Origin of the sequence: Pseudomonas sp., assembly GCF_037994325.1 — a bacterium.
Lineage (GTDB): Bacteria > Pseudomonadota > Gammaproteobacteria > Pseudomonadales > Pseudomonadaceae > Aquipseudomonas.
Genome location: NZ_JBBNAH010000138.1, coordinates 1 through 17,147, shown reverse-complemented (window position 1 = coordinate 17,147; position 17,147 = coordinate 1). Strand labels below are relative to the sequence as shown.

Genomic DNA, 17,147 nt, shown 5'->3' with positions numbered 1-17,147 from the left:
GCTATGAATGGCTCAACGACGGCGAACCCGGCCGGGTGATTCCCACCATTCGCGGCCGCGCGCACCTGAGTGCCGAGGCCACCTTATTGCTGGAAGAAGACGATCCGTTCGCCTGGGGCATTGTGCTGTGAATGCTGATGTCATCATCGTTGGCGCCGGCATTATCGGCGCAGCCTGCGCCCATGAGTTCGCCGGGCGTGGCCTTGATGTGCTGCTGCTGGATGACGGGCGCGGCGGCGCCACCGCAGCCGGTATGGGCCATTTGGTGGTGATGGATGACAACCCGGCCGAGTTGGCCTTGAGTAGCTATTCCCTGAGCCTGTGGCGCGAGTTAGCGCCGCAGCTCAGTGACGATTGTGCCTACCGCAACTGCGGCACGCTGTGGCTGGCGGCCAATGATGAAGAGCTGGCAGTCGCCGAACAAAAACGCGCGCTGCTGGATGGCGAGGGGTTGGGCTGTCGCCTGCTTACCGCCAGCGCCGTGCACAGAGCCGAACCGATGCTGCGGGCGGGCTTGGTCGGCGGCCTGCATGTCAGCGGTGACGGCATCGTTTACGCGCCTAATGTCGCGCGCTGGTTACTGGCCCAGCAGCCGTCGCGTATCCGCCAACAGCGGGCGCAAGTGGCCGAGGTCAGCGGTAATCGCCTGCGCCTGACTAGCGGCGAATGGCTAAGCGCCGAGGTGGTGGTACTGGCCACCGGCAGCGCCCGCGAGCTGTGCCCCGAGTTGCCGATTCGGCCGAAGAAGGGCCACCTGCTAATCACTGATCGCTACCCCGCGCGCATTCGCCATCAGTTGGTGGAGCTGGGCTATGTCAGCAGCGCCCACAGCAGCTCCGGCACTTCAGTGGCCTTTAATGCGCAGCCGCGGCCGACCGGGCAAATCCTTATTGGCTCATCGCGGCAGTTCGACAGCCTGGACCCGGCGGTCGAACACGACGTACTCGGGCGCATGCTGCAACGGGCCATCGATTACTTGCCTGACCTGGCGCAGAGCAACGCCATCCGCAGCTGGACCGGCTTTCGCGCCGCCACGCCAGACAGCTTGCCGCTGCTAGGCCGGCACCCAGAGCAAGCGGGTTTGTGGCTGGCCTTGGGGCATGAAGGCTTGGGCGTTACCACCGCGCCGGCCAGCGCCAAATTGCTGGTGGCGCAGGTATTCAACCAGCCCAGCGCGATCGCCATTAAGCCCTACCTGCCGCAGCGTTTTGCCGCTATGGAGCAGCCGGCATGATCGAACTCAATGTAAACGGCCAAGCCGTGCACGTAGCCCCCGGCACCAGCGTTGCCGCTGCTTTGTACCTGGCCGGCGATGGCAGCAGCCGCACCTCGGTGGGCGGCCAGCGTCGCGCGCCGCTGTGCGGGATGGGCATTTGCCAGGAATGCCGGGTGACTATCGACGGCCAGCGCCAATTGGCCTGCCAGACAACCTGCAGCAACGGCATGCACGTGGAGACTCAGCCATGAGGCGTGAATTCGATTTGCTGATTATTGGCGCCGGCCCAGCGGGCATGGCCGCAGCAATGGCGGCCAGCAGCAGCGGCAAACGTATTGCCCTGCTCGACGATAACCCGGCTACGGGCGGGCAAATCTGGCGCGCGGGCGCCAAGGCGCCGGTGTACCCAGCGGCAGAAAAACTGCGCGCAGAGCTGGACGCGGCGAACAACATCGAGCTGTTTACCGGCACCCGCGTTATCGCGCAAACCGCCAGCCACGAACTGCTGCTGGAGAATGCGCTGCATAGCTGGCGTATCGGCTACGGCCAACTGATCTTCTGCACTGGCGCGCGCGAAGTGCTGCTGCCCTTTCCTGGCTGGACGCTGCCCGGCGTCACTGGCGCTGGCGGCCTGCAAGCATTGATCAAAGGCGGTATGCCGCTGCGTCATCAGCGCGTGGTGATTGCTGGCAGCGGCCCATTGCTGTTGGCCAGCGCCGCCAGTGCAAAAAGCGCCGGGGCACAGGTGTTACATATCGCCGAGCAGGCTTCCAGCGCCGCCCTCGCCGCCTTCGCGATGCACCTGCCGCGCTGGCCCAGCAAGTTGCTCCAGGCCGTGCAGCTGTTTGATCGTCGTTACCACGGCAACAGTCAGGTGGTCGAAGCCTTGGGCGATGGCCGGCTCGAAGCCGTGCGAATCCGTCAAGGCAATCGCCTGCGGGAAATCCCCTGCGAGCGCCTGGCCTGCGGCTTTGGTTTGCGCGCCAATACCGAGCTGGCGCAGACCTTGGGCTGCAGCATTGGTCAGCAAGCCATTGAGGTGGACGACCTGCAACGCACCACCCTGCCCGACCACTTCGCGGCGGGCGAATGCACCGGCATTGGCGGTAACGAGTTAGCCCAGGTGGAAGGCGCCATCGCCGGCTTTGCCGCCATTGGCGAACAGGCTAAAGCGCAGGCACTGTTTGCCAAGCGCCAGCACTGGCAAGCCTTCGCCGATCTGCTGAAAAAACACTTCAGCCTTAACCCCACCCTCAAGCAACTGCCCGCCGCCGACACCCTGCTGTGTCGCTGTGAAGATGTGCCCTACGGCGCCGTGGCCGGGCACGCCGACTGGCGTCAGGCCAAGCTCAGCAGCCGCTGCGGCATGGGCGCTTGCCAGGGCCGGGTATGCGCCACGGCGGCAGAATTTCTCCTCGGCTGGCCCACGCCCAGCCTGCGCGCACCCTTCGTGCCGGCGCGGGTGGCCAGCCTATTACCGGCCGCCGCGCTTCCCAGCGCCGCGCAGCCGGCCGTAGAGTAGAGCCGCCGCCATGATTGGAGTTGCCCAGCGCCATGTTGTCGTCCTTGCCCGCCACACCTCGGGACTTGCCCGACCTGCTCGGCAGCCTGATGCAAATCGCGCCGCTGTTGGATGCCATGCCCGGCGTGGTGTTTTTTATCAAGGATATGCAGGCGCGTTACGTGCTCGCCAACCAAACCCTGGCCCAGCGCTGCGGCCTGCGCGACAAAGACGCGCTGTTGGGCAAGACCGCTGCCGAGGTGTTTCCGGCACGCTTTGGCTCGCTGTATACCGAGCAGGATGTACAGGTGATGAGTGGCGGCAACCCGCTCAGCGATCAATTGGAATTGCACCTGTATCCCGGCCGCGAACCGGGTTGGTGTTTGACCCACAAGTTGGCCCTGCGCGATCTGCACGGCAGCATCATCGGCATGGCCGGCATTTCCTACGACCTGCTCGCGCCGCAGTCCAGCCACCCCGCTTACCAGAAGCTGGCCAGCGTCGATGCGCATATTCGTCAGCACTACGCGCAGCCCATCAGCCTTGGCGACCTGACGCACATTGCCGGCTTGTCGGTGGCGCAGTTAGAGCGGCACTGCAAACGCATCTTCCAGCTCACACCACGGCAGATGATCCACAAAGCGCGCTTGGGCGCTGCCTCGCAGCTATTGGCCGGCGATTTGCCGATTACCGAAATCGCCCTGCTGTGCGGCTACACCGACCACAGCGCCTTCAGTCGCCAATTCAAAGCCCTCACCGGGCTTTCGCCAACGCGCTACCGCGACAGCCTGGCCGCGCACTAACACGCCTAATCCACACCCTGCACGGGGCCTGCCCCCGCGCGGGCACCTGCGCGTCAGCTTTGTTTATCCACAGCACAACGTTTATCCACAACCTATCTGGAGTCGAGCATGAGCAATAATCCCAGCTGGAGCGGGGTGTTCCCCGCCGTAACCACGCAGTTCCGTTCCGACTTTTCGGTAGACCTGGACGCCACCCACGCGGTGATAAGCGGCTTGGTGCGCGATGGCGTATCGGGTTTGGTGATCTGCGGCACGGTGGGGGAAAACACCTCGCTGAGCGTCGAGGAAAAAATCAGCCTGGTGGAAGTGGCCAAAGATGCGTCGGCCGGTCGTGTGCCGGTGATTTCCGGCGTGGCCGAATTCACCAGCCTGAATGCCAGCAAGGTGGCCAAGGAAGTGCAACGTGTGGGTGCCGACGGCATCATGCTGATGCCGGCTTTGGTGTACTCCTCCAAGCCCTTCGAAACCGCTGCGCACTTTCGCAGCGTGGCCAGCAGCATCGACTTGCCGGTGATGGTCTACAACAACCCGCCGATCTACAAAAACGACGTGACGCCAGACATCCTGATTTCCCTCGCCGACTGCGACAACATCGTCTGCTTTAAAGACTCCTCCGGCGATACCCGGCGCTTTATCGACGTACGCAACGAAGTGGGCGAGCGCTTTGTGCTGTTCGCCGGTTTGGATGATGTGGTGCTGGAAAGCATTGCTGTGGGCGCAGTGGGCTGGGTGTCGGGCATGTCCAACGCCTTCCCCAAAGAAGGTGAAACCTTGTTCCGCTTGGCCAAGGCTGGGCGCTTTGCCGAGGCCATGCCGCTGTACGAATGGTTTATGCCACTGCTGCACCTGGATGCCCGTCCGGACCTGGTGCAATGCATCAAGCTGTGCGAGCAGATTATGCAACGCGGCAGCGCCCTGACCCGGCCACCGCGCTTGGCCTTGCCAGACAGTGATCGGCAGTTTGTCGAAACCGTAATGGAAAAGGCCCTGAGCAAGCGCCCGGTGTTGTTGGATGTAGGGCTTTAACCCGCGCCTTGGGCGGCTGACAAACTCGCGCTTCATCGCAAGGGCGCTTCAGCCGTCTGCTCCCTTGCCAGCATTTTTCCCTGCGTAGCCCTCACTGTCGGCCTCTGGACGAGAGGCCGATTGGCCAGCACATACTACAAATACTTGTACAAGCCCCTTGACCTGTACAACCACTTCTCTATGCTCAGCCTCTAAAGCTGTACAAGCTTTTAACCTTGTACAACTCCACCACAGAGGCAGCCATGGGTCAGACGAAGCCAAAAATAGCCATCAGCGCCTGTTTGCTAGGTGATGAAGTGCGCTTTAACGGCGGGCATAAGCGCTCAGAGCTGTGCACCGAGCGTTTGGCAGAACACGTGGAATTGCTCGGGGTATGCCCCGAAGTGGCCATCGGCATGGGCACGCCCCGCGAGCCGATCCGCCTGGTGGGTGATATCGCCGCGCCAAGTGCGGTCGGCACGGTGCATCGCGAACTGGATGTCAGCGCCCCGCTGCGTGACTACGGCAAGCACATGGCCGCGCAACTGCCCGGTATCAGCGGCTACATCTTTATGCAGAAGTCGCCCTCGTGCGGGCTTTACCGGGTCAAGGTGTACCAGGCTAATGGCTTGCCCGCGCCCGGCGGTGGACGCGGTCTGTACGCCGCAGCGTTTTGCGCTGAACATCCTGACTTGCCCGTTGAAGAAGAAGGTCGCCTGAACGATCCGGTGCTGCGGGAAAACTTTCTCAGCCGGGTTTACGCCTATGCCGATTGGCAAGAACTGCTGCAACGCGGCCTCACCTTGCATCGTTTGACCAGCTTCCATGCCCGCTACAAGTACCTGTTGCTGGCCACCAACCCGGACCAATACCGCGCCCTCGGCAAGCTCCTGGGCAGCCTGAACAAACACAACCTGGCCGAGATCGCACCGTGCTATTTCAGCGCCTTGATGGTCGCTCTACAACGCTGCGCCACCCGTGGCACCCACAGCAATGTGTTGCAGCACATCAGCGGTTATCTCAAGCAAACGCTGACTAGCGAAGAAAAAGCCGAAATGCAGCAACTCATTGAGCAGTACCGCCGCGGCTACGTGCCGTTGGTAGTGCCCTTGACCCTGCTTAAGCACCACTTTCTTCTGCACCCAGACCGATATATTTCCCAGCAGGTGTACCTGCAGCCGCATCCGGCCAACCTCAGCCTGCGCAATGCGCTCTGACCTGGAATCTGACTACACGCTATGAGCAAACACGCCCCGCAAATTGACGAACTTGAAGACAGCACCGATGCCGAGCTGCAAGCGGCGCTGGCCAATAACCTGCTGCCGATCCGTGAGGTGTCGCGTATCACCGGGGTTAACCCGGTTACCTTGCGTGCCTGGGAGCGGCGCTATGGCCTGATCGTGCCGCAGCGCACGGCCAAAGGGCATCGCTTGTACACCGAAGCGCACATCGAGCGCATCCAGGCGATTCTGACCTGGCTCAATCGTGGCGTGGCGGTCGGCCAGGTGAAAGCACTGCTGAAAACCGCCGCCCTGCCCAACGCCCACGTCGACAGCAATGGCTGGCAGGAGGCCCGCGTCGCGCTGCTCAATGCCATCAGCGAACAGGCTGAGCGGCGCTTGGATGACGCCTTCAAACGGGTGGAGCAGTTGTATCCGCCCAAGCTGCTCTGCGAGCAATTGCTCTTGCCACTGCTGGCTGAGCTTGAGCAGCGCTGGCAGGGCCAGTTCGGTGCCACTCTGGAGAAAGTATTTTTCTACTCCTGGCTGCGCAGCAAGCTCGGCGCGCGCATTTACCACAACAACCGTCAGCTCGGCGGCGCACCACTGTTACTGGTGAACCTTTCCGACCTACCGATGGAGCCAGCACTGTGGCTGTCGGCCTGGCTGCTCAGCAGTGCCGATTGCGCCGTCGAGGTGTTCGACTGGCCGCTGCCACCGCTGGAATTGGCCCTGGCCATTGAGCACATCAAACCCCGCGCCACCTTGCTGTACTCCGGCCAGGCCTTAGCCAGCGCGCAACTGCCCAAGCTGCTTGCAGACAGCAGCTGCCCACGTCTGCTCGTGGGGCCGACTGTGCGTATTCACCAGGCCGATCTGCTCGCCCTGCAAACCCAGCTTAATGGCCTGCACCTGGCGGATGATCCGCTGCTCGCCCTGGAAACCTTGCAACGCCTCGACCTGCTCGGCGCACAGAAGGCGAAAAGCTAATGCGCCAGCTGATGTGGTTTCGCACCGACCTGCGGGTGCAGGACAACAGCGCCCTCGCCGCCGCCATGCAGGCTGGGCCGACCATCGCCGTGTTTCTACTCAGCCCCGGACAATGGCAGCGGCACGATGACGCGCCGAGCAAAGTTGACTTCTGGCTGCGCAACTTGCAGCACCTGAGCGAGGCCCTGGCACAGCTTAATGTGCCGCTGCTGATTCGCAGCGCCGACACCTGGGAGCAAGCGCCGCAGGTGATCGCCGAGCTGTGCAATGAGCATGAGATTGCCTGCGTGCAGGTCAACGAGGAATACGGCCTCAATGAGAGCCGGCGCGACCACGCTGTGGCGGATCGTTTGGGCGAACAAGGCATCAGCTGGCGCAGCCATCTCGATCAATTGTTGTTCCAGCCTGGCAGCGTGCTGACCAAGGCCGGCAACTACTTCCAGGTGTTTAGCCAGTTCCGCAAGGTTTGCTACAGCCGTCTGCACACAGCATTGCCGCCGCTGGTGGCGCTGGCGAAAAAACAGCAGCCGCTGGGCATCAGCGGTGACACGGTGCCGACCGCCGTAGCCGGGTTTCCCACCCCGGACGAAAGCCTGCGCCACCTCTGGCCCGCCGGTGAAGCCGAAGCCCATGAGCGCCTGGAAACCTTTGCCGACGAGCAGATTGGCTACTACCACGAACAACGCGATCTGCCGGCCAAACCCGGCACCAGCCAGCTCTCCACTTATTTGGCGGCAGGGGTGATTTCGCCACGCCAATGCCTGCACCGCGCGTTGATGAGCAATCAGGGGGAGTTCGAAAGCGGCAATACCGGGGTCATCACCTGGATCAGCGAATTACTCTGGCGCGAGTTCTACAAACATATTCTCGCCGGCTACCCGCGGGTGTCTCGCCACCGCGCCTTTCGCCAGGAAACCGAAGCCCTGCCCTGGCGCAATGCGCCCAAAGAGCTGGCCGCCTGGCAACAAGGCCGCACCGGCATTCCGCTGATCGACGCGGCCATTTTGCAACTGCTGGCCACTGGCTGGATGCACAACCGCCTGCGCATGGTGGTGGCGATGTTTTTGACCAAAAACCTGTTGATCGACTGGCGCGAAGGCGAACGCTTTTTTATGCGCCACCTGATCGACGGCGACCTGGCGGCCAACAACGGCGGCTGGCAGTGGAGCGCCTCCACCGGTACCGATTCGGTGCCGTACTTCCGCATTTTCAATCCTGTTAGCCAGTCGCAGCGCTTCGACCCGCAGGGCCGGTTTATTCGCCACTGGCTGCCGCAACTGAGCGGCCTTAGCGACAAAGACGTGCATCAACCGGCTGCCAGCAAAGACCTGTTTAACCGCGTTGATTACCCGGCGCCGATTGTCGACCTGAGCAGCAGCCGCGCGCGCGCCCTCGCCGCGTTTAAAAACCTCGGTGAAACGCAACACCCGCCGCTGTTTCCTGATGACGGCGTGGCTCCCTGGAGGGACTGAAAATGAAGTTCGAGCGACCTGAACCGCCTAACGGTGAGCACCTGCAACGGGAGTTTTTACAGCGCTTTGCCACGGCGTTTGCCAGCCTTAACGCTGACAATCTCGAGCGCCTGGGCCAGCTGTATAGCGACGATGTGCACTTCCAGGATCCGCTGCATGAAATCAACGGCCTAGCGGCCATGCAGGCGTATTTCAAAGAGCTGTACGCCAACGTTCAGGAGCTGCATTTTCAGTTTTACGGCTTTGATCAGCTGTACCCCGGTGCGGGTTATCTGCGCTGGAAAATGACCTACCGCCACCCACGGCTGAAGGGCGGGCAAACCATTGAGGTGGACGGCTGCTCGCATCTGTTATGGCGCGACAAGGTTTACGCCCACCGCGACTACTTTGATGCCGGCGCCTTGCTGTATGAACACCTGCCACTGATGGGCCGGGTTATTCACTGGCTTAAGGGGCGTTTGGCATGAGCGGCGCACGGCGTATCTGGCTCACTGGCGCCAGCAGCGGCATTGGTGCCGCGCTGGCTGAACAACTGCTCGCCGACGGCATGCGCCTGGTGCTTAGCGCGCGGCGTGTCGAGCCATTGCAGGCGCTGGCCGCGCGTTATCCCGAGCAGGTGTTGGTGCTGGCCGGTGACCTTAGCGACCCGGCACAAGTGCGGGAAATCGGCGAACAGATTGGCCAGCAATGGGGCGCGCTGGATGGCGCCATTCTGAATGCCGGCACCTGTGAATACATCGACGCTCAGCACTTTGAAGCGGCCATGGTTGAGCGCGTACTGCGCGCCAATCTGCTGTCGGCCGCTTACTGCATTGAGGCCGCGCTGCCGCTGCTACGTACCGGCGAGAAACCGCACTTGGTGGGCGTGGCCAGCTCGGTAACGTTTTTGCCGCTACCCCGCGCCGAAGCCTATGGCGCCTCGAAAGCCGGACTGCGCTACTTGTTGCAAGCGTTGCGCATCGACCTGGCGGCCGAAGGCATTGATGTCACCGTAGTAAGCCCAGGCTTTGTCGACACCCCGCTGACGCAACAAAACGACTTCGCCATGCCCATGAGCTGGTCGGCGGAAAAGGCCGCCCGCCATATCGCCAAACGGTTGGAAAAACGCCCTTCTGAAATTGCCTTTCCAGGGCCCTTTATCAGCATTCTGAAACTGCTCGCCAGCCTACCCATGCACCTGCAACTGGCCTTGGGCAAACGCATCGCGCGCAGTGAACAAAACACCACCGACAGCAAGGACGCGAGATGAAAATTGCCATTATCGGCAGCGGTATTTCCGGGCTTACCAGCGCCTACTTGCTTAACCGCCAGCACGATATTCAGGTGTTTGAAGCCAGTGACTGGATCGGCGGCCACACCCATACCGTGGACGTGCAGGTCGCTGGTCGCAGCTACGCGGTGGATACCGGTTTTATCGTCTTTAACGACTGGACCTACCCCAATTTTATGCGCCTGCTGGCGCAGCTGAAGGTGGGCTATCAACCCACCGAAATGAGCTTTTCGGTGCGTGACCCGCAGAGCAACGTCGAGTACAACGGCAATACCCTCAACAGCCTGTTTGCCCAGCGCAGCAACCTGTTGTCGCCGACCTTCTGGGGCATGCTGCGCGATATCTTGCGCTTTAACCGCGAAGCCATTGTCGACCTGCAAAACCAGCGCATCGATGCCCACACCACGCTGGGTGCCTACCTGCAGAGCCGTGGCTATGGCCAGCGCTTTATCGACCATTACATCGTGCCCATGGGCGCGGCGATCTGGTCGATGTCGCTGGGGGAAATGCTCAACTTTCCACTGCAATTCTTTGTGCAGTTCTTTAAAAACCACGGCCTGCTGTCGGTGACCAATCGCCCGCAGTGGCATGTGGTCAGCGGTGGCTCGCGAAGTTATGTCGAGCCGCTGTGCGCTTCGTTTCGCCAGCACATCCGCCTTAATTGCTCGGTGTACAAGGTCGAGCGCGACGACTTGGGCGTGACCCTGCACAGCGCCAATGGTGTGGAGCGTTTCGACAAAGTGGTGTTTGCCTGCCATAGCGATCAAGCGCTGAAATTACTGGAAACGCCAACCGAGGCTGAGCAAAGCATTCTCAGCGCCCTGCCCTACGCCAACAACGACGTGGTGTTGCATACCGACACCCGTCTATTGCCCAAACGCCGCTTGGCCTGGGCCAGCTGGAATTACCGGCTCGACGGTGACCGCCAGCGTTCAGCGGCGGTTACCTACAACATGAACATTCTGCAGGGCATCGAAAGCGACACCACCTTTTGCGTCAGCCTCAATCAGAGCGAGGCTATTGACCCGGCCAAAGTGTTATCGCGCCACACCTACGCCCACCCGCAATACAGCCTCGCCGGCATGGCCGCCCAGGCACGCTGGCACGAACTGCTCGGCACGCAGCATACCTATTACTGCGGCGCGTACTGGGCCAATGGTTTCCATGAGGACGGCGTAGTCAGCGCGCTGCGCGTAGCCCGCGCGTTTGGCGAGGAGCTGCAATGAACAGCGCGCTGTACAGCGGCTGGGTGCAGCACCGGCGGTTTAGCCCGCGCGCGCACGCTTTTCGCTACCGCATGGGCTTGTTGTTTATCGACCTGGCCGAACAGGAACAAGTGCTGGCCTTATCGCCACTCGCCGGACGCGGGCGCCTGGCACCGTTTGCCTTTCGCGAAGGGGATTTTCTCCCGGCCTTTACCGGCACTGGCATGCGCTTGAGCGATGCCGTGCGCCAGATCGTCAGCGAAGCACTGGGCCAGCCGCTACTGGGCAAAATCTGCCTGTTGGCGCAGCCGCGCAGTTGGGGCTTGGCGTTTAACCCGGCGAGTTTTTTTTATTGCTACGACAGCGTCGGCCAACTACAGGCGGTGCTCTGTGAAGTGAGTAATACGCCGTGGAAGGAGCGCTATCACTATGTGCTGCCGTGTGAAGACGGTATTCCCGGCCCGCATCAGGTGCGAGTGCATAAGGCCTTCCACGTGTCGCCGTTTTTACCGCGAGATTTGCAATACCGCATGAGCTTCAACCAGCCCACCGACCGCATCGGCGTGCATATGGCTGATTGGCAAGGCGAGCACAAAGTGTTCGACGCCAGCCTGAGCCTGCAGCGCCAAGAGCTGACGCGCGCCAGCCTGCACCGCTATCTGCTGAGTTTCCCCTGGATGACCGGCAAAACCCTGTTGGCCATTTATTGGCAAGCCCTGCGCTTGCTGCTTAAACGCATACCCCTTTTTCCCCACCAGCCAGCGCAGGGTTCCGTGCGCGTGGCCTCGCCGGACCGCCCCAATGAAAAACTTTAGCCTTAGCAGTAAAACCTTTACCCGTAGGGGCAGTGGCATCGGTGCCGGCCTGCTGCGCCGCGCTGTGTTGCGCCTGCTTGGGCAACTGCGCCATGGCCAGTTGAGCATTGTCGAAAACGGCGAGCGCATGGTGTTCGGCCAACCCGGCGCCGAGCTGCAGGCCGAGATTCAGGTGCTCGACCCAGCGGTGTGGGCACTGGTAGCCAGCAACGGTTCCATCGGCTCAGGCGAGGCCTATATCCATGGCTACTGGAGCTCGCCGGACCTGACGGCGGTGATCCGCGTGTTTGTCAGCAACCTCGACCTGCTCGATGCCATGGAAGGCGGCCTGGCCAAACTTGGCCGCCCGCTGCTGGCCGGCCTGCACTGGCTGAACCGCAACACCCGCGCCGGCTCGCAGAAAAATATCGCCGCGCATTACGACCTCGGCAATGAACTGTTTGAACAGTTTCTCGACCCCACCATGATGTATTCGGCCGCCATGTTCGGCAGCGCCGATGACAGCCTGGAACAGGCACAACTCAACAAGCTCGAACGTATCTGCCAAAAACTGGCGCTGAAACCCAGCGACCATCTGCTGGAAATCGGTACTGGCTGGGGCAGCATGGCCATCTATGCCGCGACCAACTATGGCTGCCGGGTGACCACCACGACCTTGTCCAAGGAACAGTACGCCTACACCAAGCAGCGCCTGGAAGCACAGGGCCTGCAAGACCGCGTCACCCTACTGCTGCAGGATTATCGCGACTTGGATGGCGAGTACGACAAGCTCGTGTCCATCGAAATGATCGAAGCCGTAGGCCATCGTTTTCTGCCGACCTACTTCGAGCAATGCGCCAGCCTGCTGAAAGACGACGGGCTGATGCTGCTGCAAGCCATCACCATTCGCGACCAACGCTACGAACAGGCAAAAAACAGCGTCGACTTTATTCAGCGCTACATCTTCCCCGGCGGCGCCCTGCCTTCGGTGAGCAAGATGCTCGAAATCGTCACCCGCGACACCGATATGAACCTGTTGCACATGGAAGACTTCGGCCTGCATTACGCGCGCACCTTGCGCCTGTGGCATGACAACCTGCGCAGTGCCCGCCACACCTTGCAAGAGCATGGTTACGACGATTACTTCTTCCGTTTGTGGGAGTTTTACCTGTGCTACTGCGAGGGCGGTTTTATCGAGCGCACCATTGGTACAGCACAGCTGCTGTTGGCCAAACCGGCGGCGCAAACCGCGCCACTGTTGGGCCGCTTTGACGCTTAAGCCGCTGTTCAATGCCGGGCTGTTTCAGCTCGGCTGGTTTGCTTGCGTGTTTAGCCCGCAGTACCTGGCCCTGTTGGCCGTGCCACTGCTGATCGCGGTGGTACATGTGCTGTGGCTGGGCCGTGGTGAGCTGAACGTGCTGGCGGTGATTACGGTGCTAGGCACGCTGATCGACAGCGTATTGATGCACGCCGGGCTGTTCGAATTTGCCGAGCCACGCCTATTGATTCCGCTATGGCTTGTGCTGATGTGGACGCTGCTGGCCACGACCTTGCGCCATTGCTTGGCATGGACCGCTAGGCCTTGGTGGCTGGCTAGCTTGCTAGGCGCGGTGTCGGCGCCACTGTCGTACTACGCCGGAGCACGTTTGGCCGGAGTCGGTTTGCCCTATGGCCTATGGCCGAGTCTGTTAATGCTGGCGGCGATCTGGGCGCTGGTCTTTCCGCTGCTGCATTACCTGGCGCAACGCCTGCAATCGGTCGAATTACAGCCAACAGGCGGGCGCAGTCTGTAAACTGTCGGCCCCATGAGCACCCTGCCCCCCATTCCCGTCGTCGCCCTTGAGCCAACCCCTGCGGTTGCCTGCTCCAATTGCGCGGCCTGCTGCTGCCAACTGGAAGTGATGCTGCTCACCGATACCGGCGTGCCCGAGCGCTATATCGACACCGATGAATGGGGCGGCGAGGTGATGGCGCGCCTGGACGATGGCTGGTGCATCGCCCTCGACCGCGACACCATGCGCTGCACCATCTATGAAAATCGGCCGTGGGTGTGCCGGATCTTCGAGGAAGGCTCGCCGGAATGTTTAGAAGAGCGCGAGCAGTTGACCACCATCTACCGCTAAGGGACAGGGATGACCACGCACAGCATCGAACGTATCTACCCCAAGGATTTGAATCCGCAAAACCCCGACGACCAGGCCACCCTGGCCATTCATATGCAGCGCTATGAATTTGCCTCGGGCTTACTGAGCGGCTCTCGCGTATTGGATATGGCCTGCGGCTGCGGCTATGGCACTGCGTTATTGGCTGAGCAAAACCCGGACAAAAGCGTAATCGGCGTCGATATCGACCCCGACGCCATTGCCTACGCCCAAGCCCATTACCAGTTGCCCAACCTCAGTTACGTCTGCGCCAACGCCGAAACCTTCGCCAGCGAGCAAGGCTTCGACACCATCGTCAGCCTGGAAACCATTGAGCACCTGCCCAGCCCCGCACGGCTGGTCGCCAACTACAGCCGGCTACTGGCCAGTGGCGGCCAAGTAATTGCCTCGGTGCCGATCACGCCCACCCTAGATGGCAACCCGCACCATCTGCACGATTTCAGCAAAGGCTCGTTCGCGCGGCTGTTCAAAAGCCAGGGTCTACGTTCGGTAAAGCAGTTTGAGCAAATTCAGTGGTGGCAATTCAAAGGGCTGTTCAGCAAAAAGCCCGATCACCAGAAACAGCACCGCTCCGAAGGGGTGGGCAATGCGGTGGTGCAGTACTACCGCAAGCATCCTTTCTACCTGCTGGCACGGGTGGGCTCGATGCTGCGCTATGGCTTTAGCAATCGTTACCTCACCTGCCAGTTCAGGGCGGATTAGGCCTTGGATGCGTTGCACGTTCCATAAAAAAGCCCGGCTCAATGCCGGGCTTTTTTATATTTTCACTTCACTACTTTCAAGCTTGGTCGGCCACTTGGTCGAGGTGGCTCGCCGCCTGACGGGCCATCGCCATCTGGATCATCTTCGGGCTCTTCGTCCGCCACCGGCGACTCCAAGTCGAAAACCATGCCCTGGCCGTTTTCCCGTGCGTAGATCGCCAATACGGCCGACGCCGGGATAAACAGGGTATGGGCGATGCCGCCAAAACGCCCCTCGAAGCTCACGGCATCGTTATCCATATGCAGATGACGCACTGCACTGGGTGACACATTGAGGACGATCTGGCCGTCATTGGCAAAGCCTTGCGGCACCTGCACATTCGGGTATTCCGCATTTACCAGCAGGTGTGGCGTGCAATCGTTATCTACGATCCACTCGTATAAGGCGCGGATCAAATACGGACGACTGGAATTCATTGAAAGCTCCTCAAGCTCTAGCGCATATCGCGTTCAACACCCGACAGGCTGACCTGAAAGGCCTCGCGGGCGAACTGGCGCTCCATGTAATCGAGCAGCGGCTTGGCCGGCTTTGGCAGTTCGATGCCTAATATCGGCAACCGCCACAGAATCGGCAACAGGCAGCAATCTACCAAACTCAACTCGTCACTGAGGAAATAAGCCTTGTCGGCGAACAACGGTGACACGCCGGTCAGGCTTTCACGCAACTCCTTGCGCGCTTGTACACGCGCCGGCTCTTTGCTGCGCGGGTCAAGAATCAGGTCCACCAAGGCACACCAGTCGCGCTGAATCCGATGAATCAACAAACGGCTGTTGGCACGCGCCACCGGGTAAACCGGCAACAACGGCGGATGGGGATAACGCTCGTCAAGATATTCCATCACCACGGTCGATTCATACAACGCCAGGTCACGGTCCACCAGAGTCGGCAGGCTGGCGTAGGGATTGACCTCTACCAGCTTGGGCGGAGTACGCCCGGGTTCGACATTGATGATTTCCGCGCTTACACCTTTCTCGGCGAGCACGATACGTACGCGATGGGAATAGTGATCGGCGGGGTCGGAGTAGCAGGCCAACCGGTTGGTCACGCCCATGGCGATCCTCCTCGCTTGTTAAAGTTATCAAAAGCAGAAAAACGTGCGCGCCCAATAGGGCGCGCAAGTCGACAGCGGAGAATACCAGTTACTTAGTGCACATCCTTCCAGTATTCGCGTTTCAGCAGATAGGCGAATACAAAGAAGAAGGCCAAGTACAGCAGCACGTAAGTACCGATGCGCTCGCTTTTCAGTTTCACTGGGTTGGCGGAGTAAGCCAGGAAGGTCACCAGGTTTTTGACCTTCTCGTCGAACTCAGCTTCATTCAGCTTGCCGGTTTTCGGCACGATGGTGAGCTGGTCACACGCTTCGTGGGTCAGCGGAGTACCGGTCAGAGGGTCGTACTGCTTCTTGCCCTCTTCAACCACTTGTACTTGCTTGCAACCTACAACCTGACGGCCTTGCAGACCGACCAGAACGTTAGGCATACCCACGTTCGGGAAGATCTTGTTATTCACACCCCAAGGGCGCGTCGGGTCTTCGTAGAAGTTACGCAGGTAGCTGTACAGCCAATCGTTACCACGAACGCGCGCTACCAGAGTCAGGTCGGGCGGAGCCGCACCGAACCACTTCTTGGCATCAACGGGCGACATGCCGTTTTTCATCAGGTCGCCGATTTTTGCGCCGGTGAACACCAGGTTGCTCAGCATCAGTTCGTGCGGAATACCGAGGTCATCGGCAACGCGCTCGTAACGCTGGAACTTGGCGCTGTGGCAACCCATGCAGTAGTTGGCAAAGGTGCGCGCGCCGTCTTGCATGGCGGCTTTATCGGTCAGGTCGATATCAACCGAATCCAACTCAGGACCATGACCGGTGTTAGCGAACGCAATGGCTGGCAGAACAGCAAAAACGAGTGCAGCAAATAGCTTTTTCATCAGCCAGTCACCCTTTCCGGAACCGGTTTGGTCTTCTCAAGCTTGGTGTAGAACGGCATGAGGATGAAGTATGCGAAGTACAAGATGGTGCAGATACGCGACACCAACGTGCGCTCATCGGTCGGCGCCAGAACGCCGAGTACGCCGAGGATCACGAAGGAAACGCAGAATACTGCCAACCAGACTTTGCTCATCCAGCCCTTGTAGAGCATGGACTTGACCGGGCTACGGTCGAGCCAAGGCAGCACGAACAACACGGCGATTGCAGCACCCATGGCGATTACGCCGAGCAACTTATCCGGTACCGCACGCAAAATTGCGTAGAACGGGGTGAAGTACCAGACCGGAGCGATGTGCTCTGGGGTCTTGAACGAGTTTGCTACTTCGAAGTTCGGCTTCTCGAGGAAATATCCGCCCATCTCTGGGAAGAAGAAGATGATCGAACAGAAGATGAACAGGAACACCACCACGCCGACGATATCTTTCACGGTGTAGTACGGGTGGAAAGCAATGCCATCCAACGGTACGCCGTTTTCGTCTTTGAACTTCTTGATGTCCACGCCTTGCGGGTTGTTCGAACCCACTTCGTGCAGCGCCAGAATGTGCAGAACCACCAGACCGAGAATAACGATCGGCAGAGCAATTACGTGCAGAGCAAAGAAGCGGTTCAGGGTGATGCCGGAGATCAGGTAGTCACCACGGATCCACTGCGTCAGGTCATCACCGATTACCGGAATGGCGCCGAACAGCGAGATGATCACCTGCGCGCCCCAGTAGGACATCTGACCCCAAGGCAGCAGATAACCCATGAAGGCTTCAGC

Annotated in this window: 21 protein-coding genes; 17 read left to right on the top strand and 4 right to left on the bottom strand. The window is 60.4% G+C overall.

The window, feature by feature from the left end:
* The 17 genes from AAAB16_RS04665 to AAAB16_RS04585 all read left to right on the top strand — a co-directional run.
* Positions 1 to 131, top strand: a 131-nt coding sequence (locus AAAB16_RS04665) for a proline racemase family protein (RefSeq protein WP_340662294.1), incomplete at its 5' end; no start/stop codon positions are given.
* Complete coding sequence (locus AAAB16_RS04660) at positions 128 to 1,234, top strand: FAD-dependent oxidoreductase (protein ID WP_340662293.1); 1,107 nt, start codon at positions 128 to 130, stop codon at positions 1,232 to 1,234. The genes AAAB16_RS04665 and AAAB16_RS04660, both read left to right, overlap by 4 nt.
* Positions 1,231 to 1,467 carry a (2Fe-2S)-binding protein gene (locus AAAB16_RS04655; RefSeq protein WP_340662292.1) on the top strand — a complete coding sequence of 79 codons (237 nt, stop codon included), beginning with the start codon at positions 1,231 to 1,233 and terminating at the stop codon, positions 1,465 to 1,467. Before AAAB16_RS04660 ends, AAAB16_RS04655 begins: the two co-directional genes overlap by 4 nt.
* Positions 1,464 to 2,738, top strand: coding sequence for an FAD/NAD(P)-binding oxidoreductase (locus AAAB16_RS04650; RefSeq protein ID WP_340662291.1), 1,275 nt, complete (start codon positions 1,464 to 1,466; stop codon positions 2,736 to 2,738). Before AAAB16_RS04655 ends, AAAB16_RS04650 begins: the two co-directional genes overlap by 4 nt.
* Before the next feature lie 32 nt (positions 2,739 to 2,770).
* Positions 2,771 to 3,520, top strand: coding sequence for an AraC family transcriptional regulator (locus AAAB16_RS04645; protein ID WP_340662290.1), 750 nt, complete (start codon positions 2,771 to 2,773; stop codon positions 3,518 to 3,520).
* A gap of 108 nt (positions 3,521 to 3,628) precedes the next feature.
* The gene (locus AAAB16_RS04640) at positions 3,629 to 4,546 is read left to right on the top strand and encodes a dihydrodipicolinate synthase family protein (RefSeq protein WP_340662289.1); all 918 of its coding nucleotides are present in this window, start codon (positions 3,629 to 3,631) and stop codon (positions 4,544 to 4,546) included.
* Between the two features lie 242 nt (positions 4,547 to 4,788).
* Positions 4,789 to 5,742: a DUF523 and DUF1722 domain-containing protein gene (locus AAAB16_RS04635; protein WP_340662288.1), complete on the top strand. Its 954-nt coding sequence runs from the start codon at positions 4,789 to 4,791 to the stop codon at positions 5,740 to 5,742.
* Positions 5,743 to 5,763: 21 nt separating this feature from the next.
* On the top strand, positions 5,764 to 6,735 hold the full coding sequence (locus tag AAAB16_RS04630) for a MerR family transcriptional regulator (RefSeq protein ID WP_340662287.1): 972 nt from the start codon (positions 5,764 to 5,766) through the stop codon (positions 6,733 to 6,735).
* Complete coding sequence (gene phrB, locus AAAB16_RS04625; RefSeq protein WP_340662286.1) at positions 6,735 to 8,207, top strand: deoxyribodipyrimidine photo-lyase; 1,473 nt, start codon at positions 6,735 to 6,737, stop codon at positions 8,205 to 8,207. Before AAAB16_RS04630 ends, phrB begins: the two co-directional genes overlap by 1 nt.
* 2 nt (positions 8,208 to 8,209) lie before the next feature.
* Complete coding sequence (locus tag AAAB16_RS04620) at positions 8,210 to 8,674, top strand: nuclear transport factor 2 family protein (RefSeq protein WP_340662285.1); 465 nt, start codon at positions 8,210 to 8,212, stop codon at positions 8,672 to 8,674.
* Complete coding sequence (locus AAAB16_RS04615; protein ID WP_340662284.1) at positions 8,671 to 9,456, top strand: SDR family NAD(P)-dependent oxidoreductase; 786 nt, start codon at positions 8,671 to 8,673, stop codon at positions 9,454 to 9,456. The genes AAAB16_RS04620 and AAAB16_RS04615 overlap by 4 nt, the downstream gene beginning before the upstream one ends.
* Positions 9,453 to 10,703, top strand: a complete 1,251-nt coding sequence (locus AAAB16_RS04610; RefSeq protein ID WP_340662283.1) for an FAD-dependent oxidoreductase — start codon at positions 9,453 to 9,455, stop codon at positions 10,701 to 10,703. Before AAAB16_RS04615 ends, AAAB16_RS04610 begins: the two co-directional genes overlap by 4 nt.
* Positions 10,700 to 11,497, top strand: a complete 798-nt coding sequence (locus AAAB16_RS04605; RefSeq protein WP_340662282.1) for a DUF1365 domain-containing protein — start codon at positions 10,700 to 10,702, stop codon at positions 11,495 to 11,497. Before AAAB16_RS04610 ends, AAAB16_RS04605 begins: the two co-directional genes overlap by 4 nt.
* The gene (locus AAAB16_RS04600; RefSeq protein WP_340662281.1) at positions 11,484 to 12,755 is read left to right on the top strand and encodes a cyclopropane-fatty-acyl-phospholipid synthase family protein; all 1,272 of its coding nucleotides are present in this window, start codon (positions 11,484 to 11,486) and stop codon (positions 12,753 to 12,755) included. The genes AAAB16_RS04605 and AAAB16_RS04600 overlap by 14 nt, the downstream gene beginning before the upstream one ends.
* On the top strand, positions 12,745 to 13,269 hold the full coding sequence (locus tag AAAB16_RS04595; protein WP_340662280.1) for a DUF2878 domain-containing protein: 525 nt from the start codon (positions 12,745 to 12,747) through the stop codon (positions 13,267 to 13,269). Before AAAB16_RS04600 ends, AAAB16_RS04595 begins: the two co-directional genes overlap by 11 nt.
* A 12-nt stretch (positions 13,270 to 13,281) precedes the next feature.
* On the top strand, positions 13,282 to 13,599 hold the full coding sequence (locus AAAB16_RS04590) for a YkgJ family cysteine cluster protein (RefSeq protein ID WP_340662279.1): 318 nt from the start codon (positions 13,282 to 13,284) through the stop codon (positions 13,597 to 13,599).
* A gap of 9 nt (positions 13,600 to 13,608) precedes the next feature.
* Positions 13,609 to 14,340 carry a class I SAM-dependent methyltransferase gene (locus tag AAAB16_RS04585; RefSeq protein WP_340662278.1) on the top strand — a complete coding sequence of 244 codons (732 nt, stop codon included), beginning with the start codon at positions 13,609 to 13,611 and terminating at the stop codon, positions 14,338 to 14,340.
* Between the two features lie 62 nt (positions 14,341 to 14,402).
* Here AAAB16_RS04585 and AAAB16_RS04580 read toward each other — a convergent pair whose 3' ends face one another.
* The 4 genes from AAAB16_RS04580 to AAAB16_RS04565 form a co-directional block, all read right to left on the bottom strand.
* Positions 14,403 to 14,816 (bottom strand): ClpXP protease specificity-enhancing factor, encoded by a 414-nt coding sequence (locus AAAB16_RS04580; protein WP_110616656.1) that lies wholly within the window; start codon positions 14,814 to 14,816, stop codon positions 14,403 to 14,405.
* 17 nt (positions 14,817 to 14,833) lie between these two features.
* Complete coding sequence (locus tag AAAB16_RS04575) at positions 14,834 to 15,451, bottom strand: glutathione S-transferase N-terminal domain-containing protein (RefSeq protein ID WP_340662277.1); 618 nt, start codon at positions 15,449 to 15,451, stop codon at positions 14,834 to 14,836.
* 92 nt (positions 15,452 to 15,543) lie between these two features.
* Complete coding sequence (locus AAAB16_RS04570) at positions 15,544 to 16,326, bottom strand: cytochrome c1 (RefSeq protein ID WP_340662276.1); 783 nt, start codon at positions 16,324 to 16,326, stop codon at positions 15,544 to 15,546.
* Positions 16,326 to 17,147, bottom strand: an 822-nt coding sequence (locus AAAB16_RS04565; RefSeq protein WP_340662275.1) for a cytochrome b N-terminal domain-containing protein, incomplete at its 5' end; no start/stop codon positions are given. The genes AAAB16_RS04565 and AAAB16_RS04570, both read right to left, overlap by 1 nt.

Excerpts from the sequence above, each read along its gene's own strand:
- AAAB16_RS04580 (WP_110616656.1), bottom strand. The coding sequence starts at position 14,816 with ATGAATTCCAGTCGTCCGTATTTGATCCGCGCCTTATACGAGTGGATC.
- phrB (WP_340662286.1), top strand. The coding sequence starts at position 6,735 with ATGCGCCAGCTGATGTGGTTTCGCACCGACCTGCGGGTGCAGGACAAC.
- AAAB16_RS04600 (WP_340662281.1), top strand. The coding sequence starts at position 11,484 with ATGAAAAACTTTAGCCTTAGCAGTAAAACCTTTACCCGTAGGGGCAGT.
- AAAB16_RS04585 (WP_340662278.1), top strand. The coding sequence starts at position 13,609 with ATGACCACGCACAGCATCGAACGTATCTACCCCAAGGATTTGAATCCG.
- AAAB16_RS04590 (WP_340662279.1), top strand. The coding sequence starts at position 13,282 with ATGAGCACCCTGCCCCCCATTCCCGTCGTCGCCCTTGAGCCAACCCCT.
- AAAB16_RS04635 (WP_340662288.1), top strand. The coding sequence starts at position 4,789 with ATGGGTCAGACGAAGCCAAAAATAGCCATCAGCGCCTGTTTGCTAGGT.
- AAAB16_RS04645 (WP_340662290.1), top strand. The coding sequence starts at position 2,771 with ATGTTGTCGTCCTTGCCCGCCACACCTCGGGACTTGCCCGACCTGCTC.
- AAAB16_RS04655 (WP_340662292.1), top strand. The coding sequence starts at position 1,231 with ATGATCGAACTCAATGTAAACGGCCAAGCCGTGCACGTAGCCCCCGGC.
- AAAB16_RS04610 (WP_340662283.1), top strand. The coding sequence starts at position 9,453 with ATGAAAATTGCCATTATCGGCAGCGGTATTTCCGGGCTTACCAGCGCC.
- AAAB16_RS04640 (WP_340662289.1), top strand. The coding sequence starts at position 3,629 with ATGAGCAATAATCCCAGCTGGAGCGGGGTGTTCCCCGCCGTAACCACG.
- AAAB16_RS04615 (WP_340662284.1), top strand. The coding sequence starts at position 8,671 with ATGAGCGGCGCACGGCGTATCTGGCTCACTGGCGCCAGCAGCGGCATT.
- AAAB16_RS04630 (WP_340662287.1), top strand. The coding sequence starts at position 5,764 with ATGAGCAAACACGCCCCGCAAATTGACGAACTTGAAGACAGCACCGAT.
- AAAB16_RS04620 (WP_340662285.1), top strand. The coding sequence starts at position 8,210 with ATGAAGTTCGAGCGACCTGAACCGCCTAACGGTGAGCACCTGCAACGG.
- AAAB16_RS04650 (WP_340662291.1), top strand. The coding sequence starts at position 1,464 with ATGAGGCGTGAATTCGATTTGCTGATTATTGGCGCCGGCCCAGCGGGC.
- AAAB16_RS04570 (WP_340662276.1), bottom strand. The coding sequence starts at position 16,326 with ATGAAAAAGCTATTTGCTGCACTCGTTTTTGCTGTTCTGCCAGCCATT.
- AAAB16_RS04575 (WP_340662277.1), bottom strand. The coding sequence starts at position 15,451 with ATGGGCGTGACCAACCGGTTGGCCTGCTACTCCGACCCCGCCGATCAC.
- AAAB16_RS04605 (WP_340662282.1), top strand. The coding sequence starts at position 10,700 with ATGAACAGCGCGCTGTACAGCGGCTGGGTGCAGCACCGGCGGTTTAGC.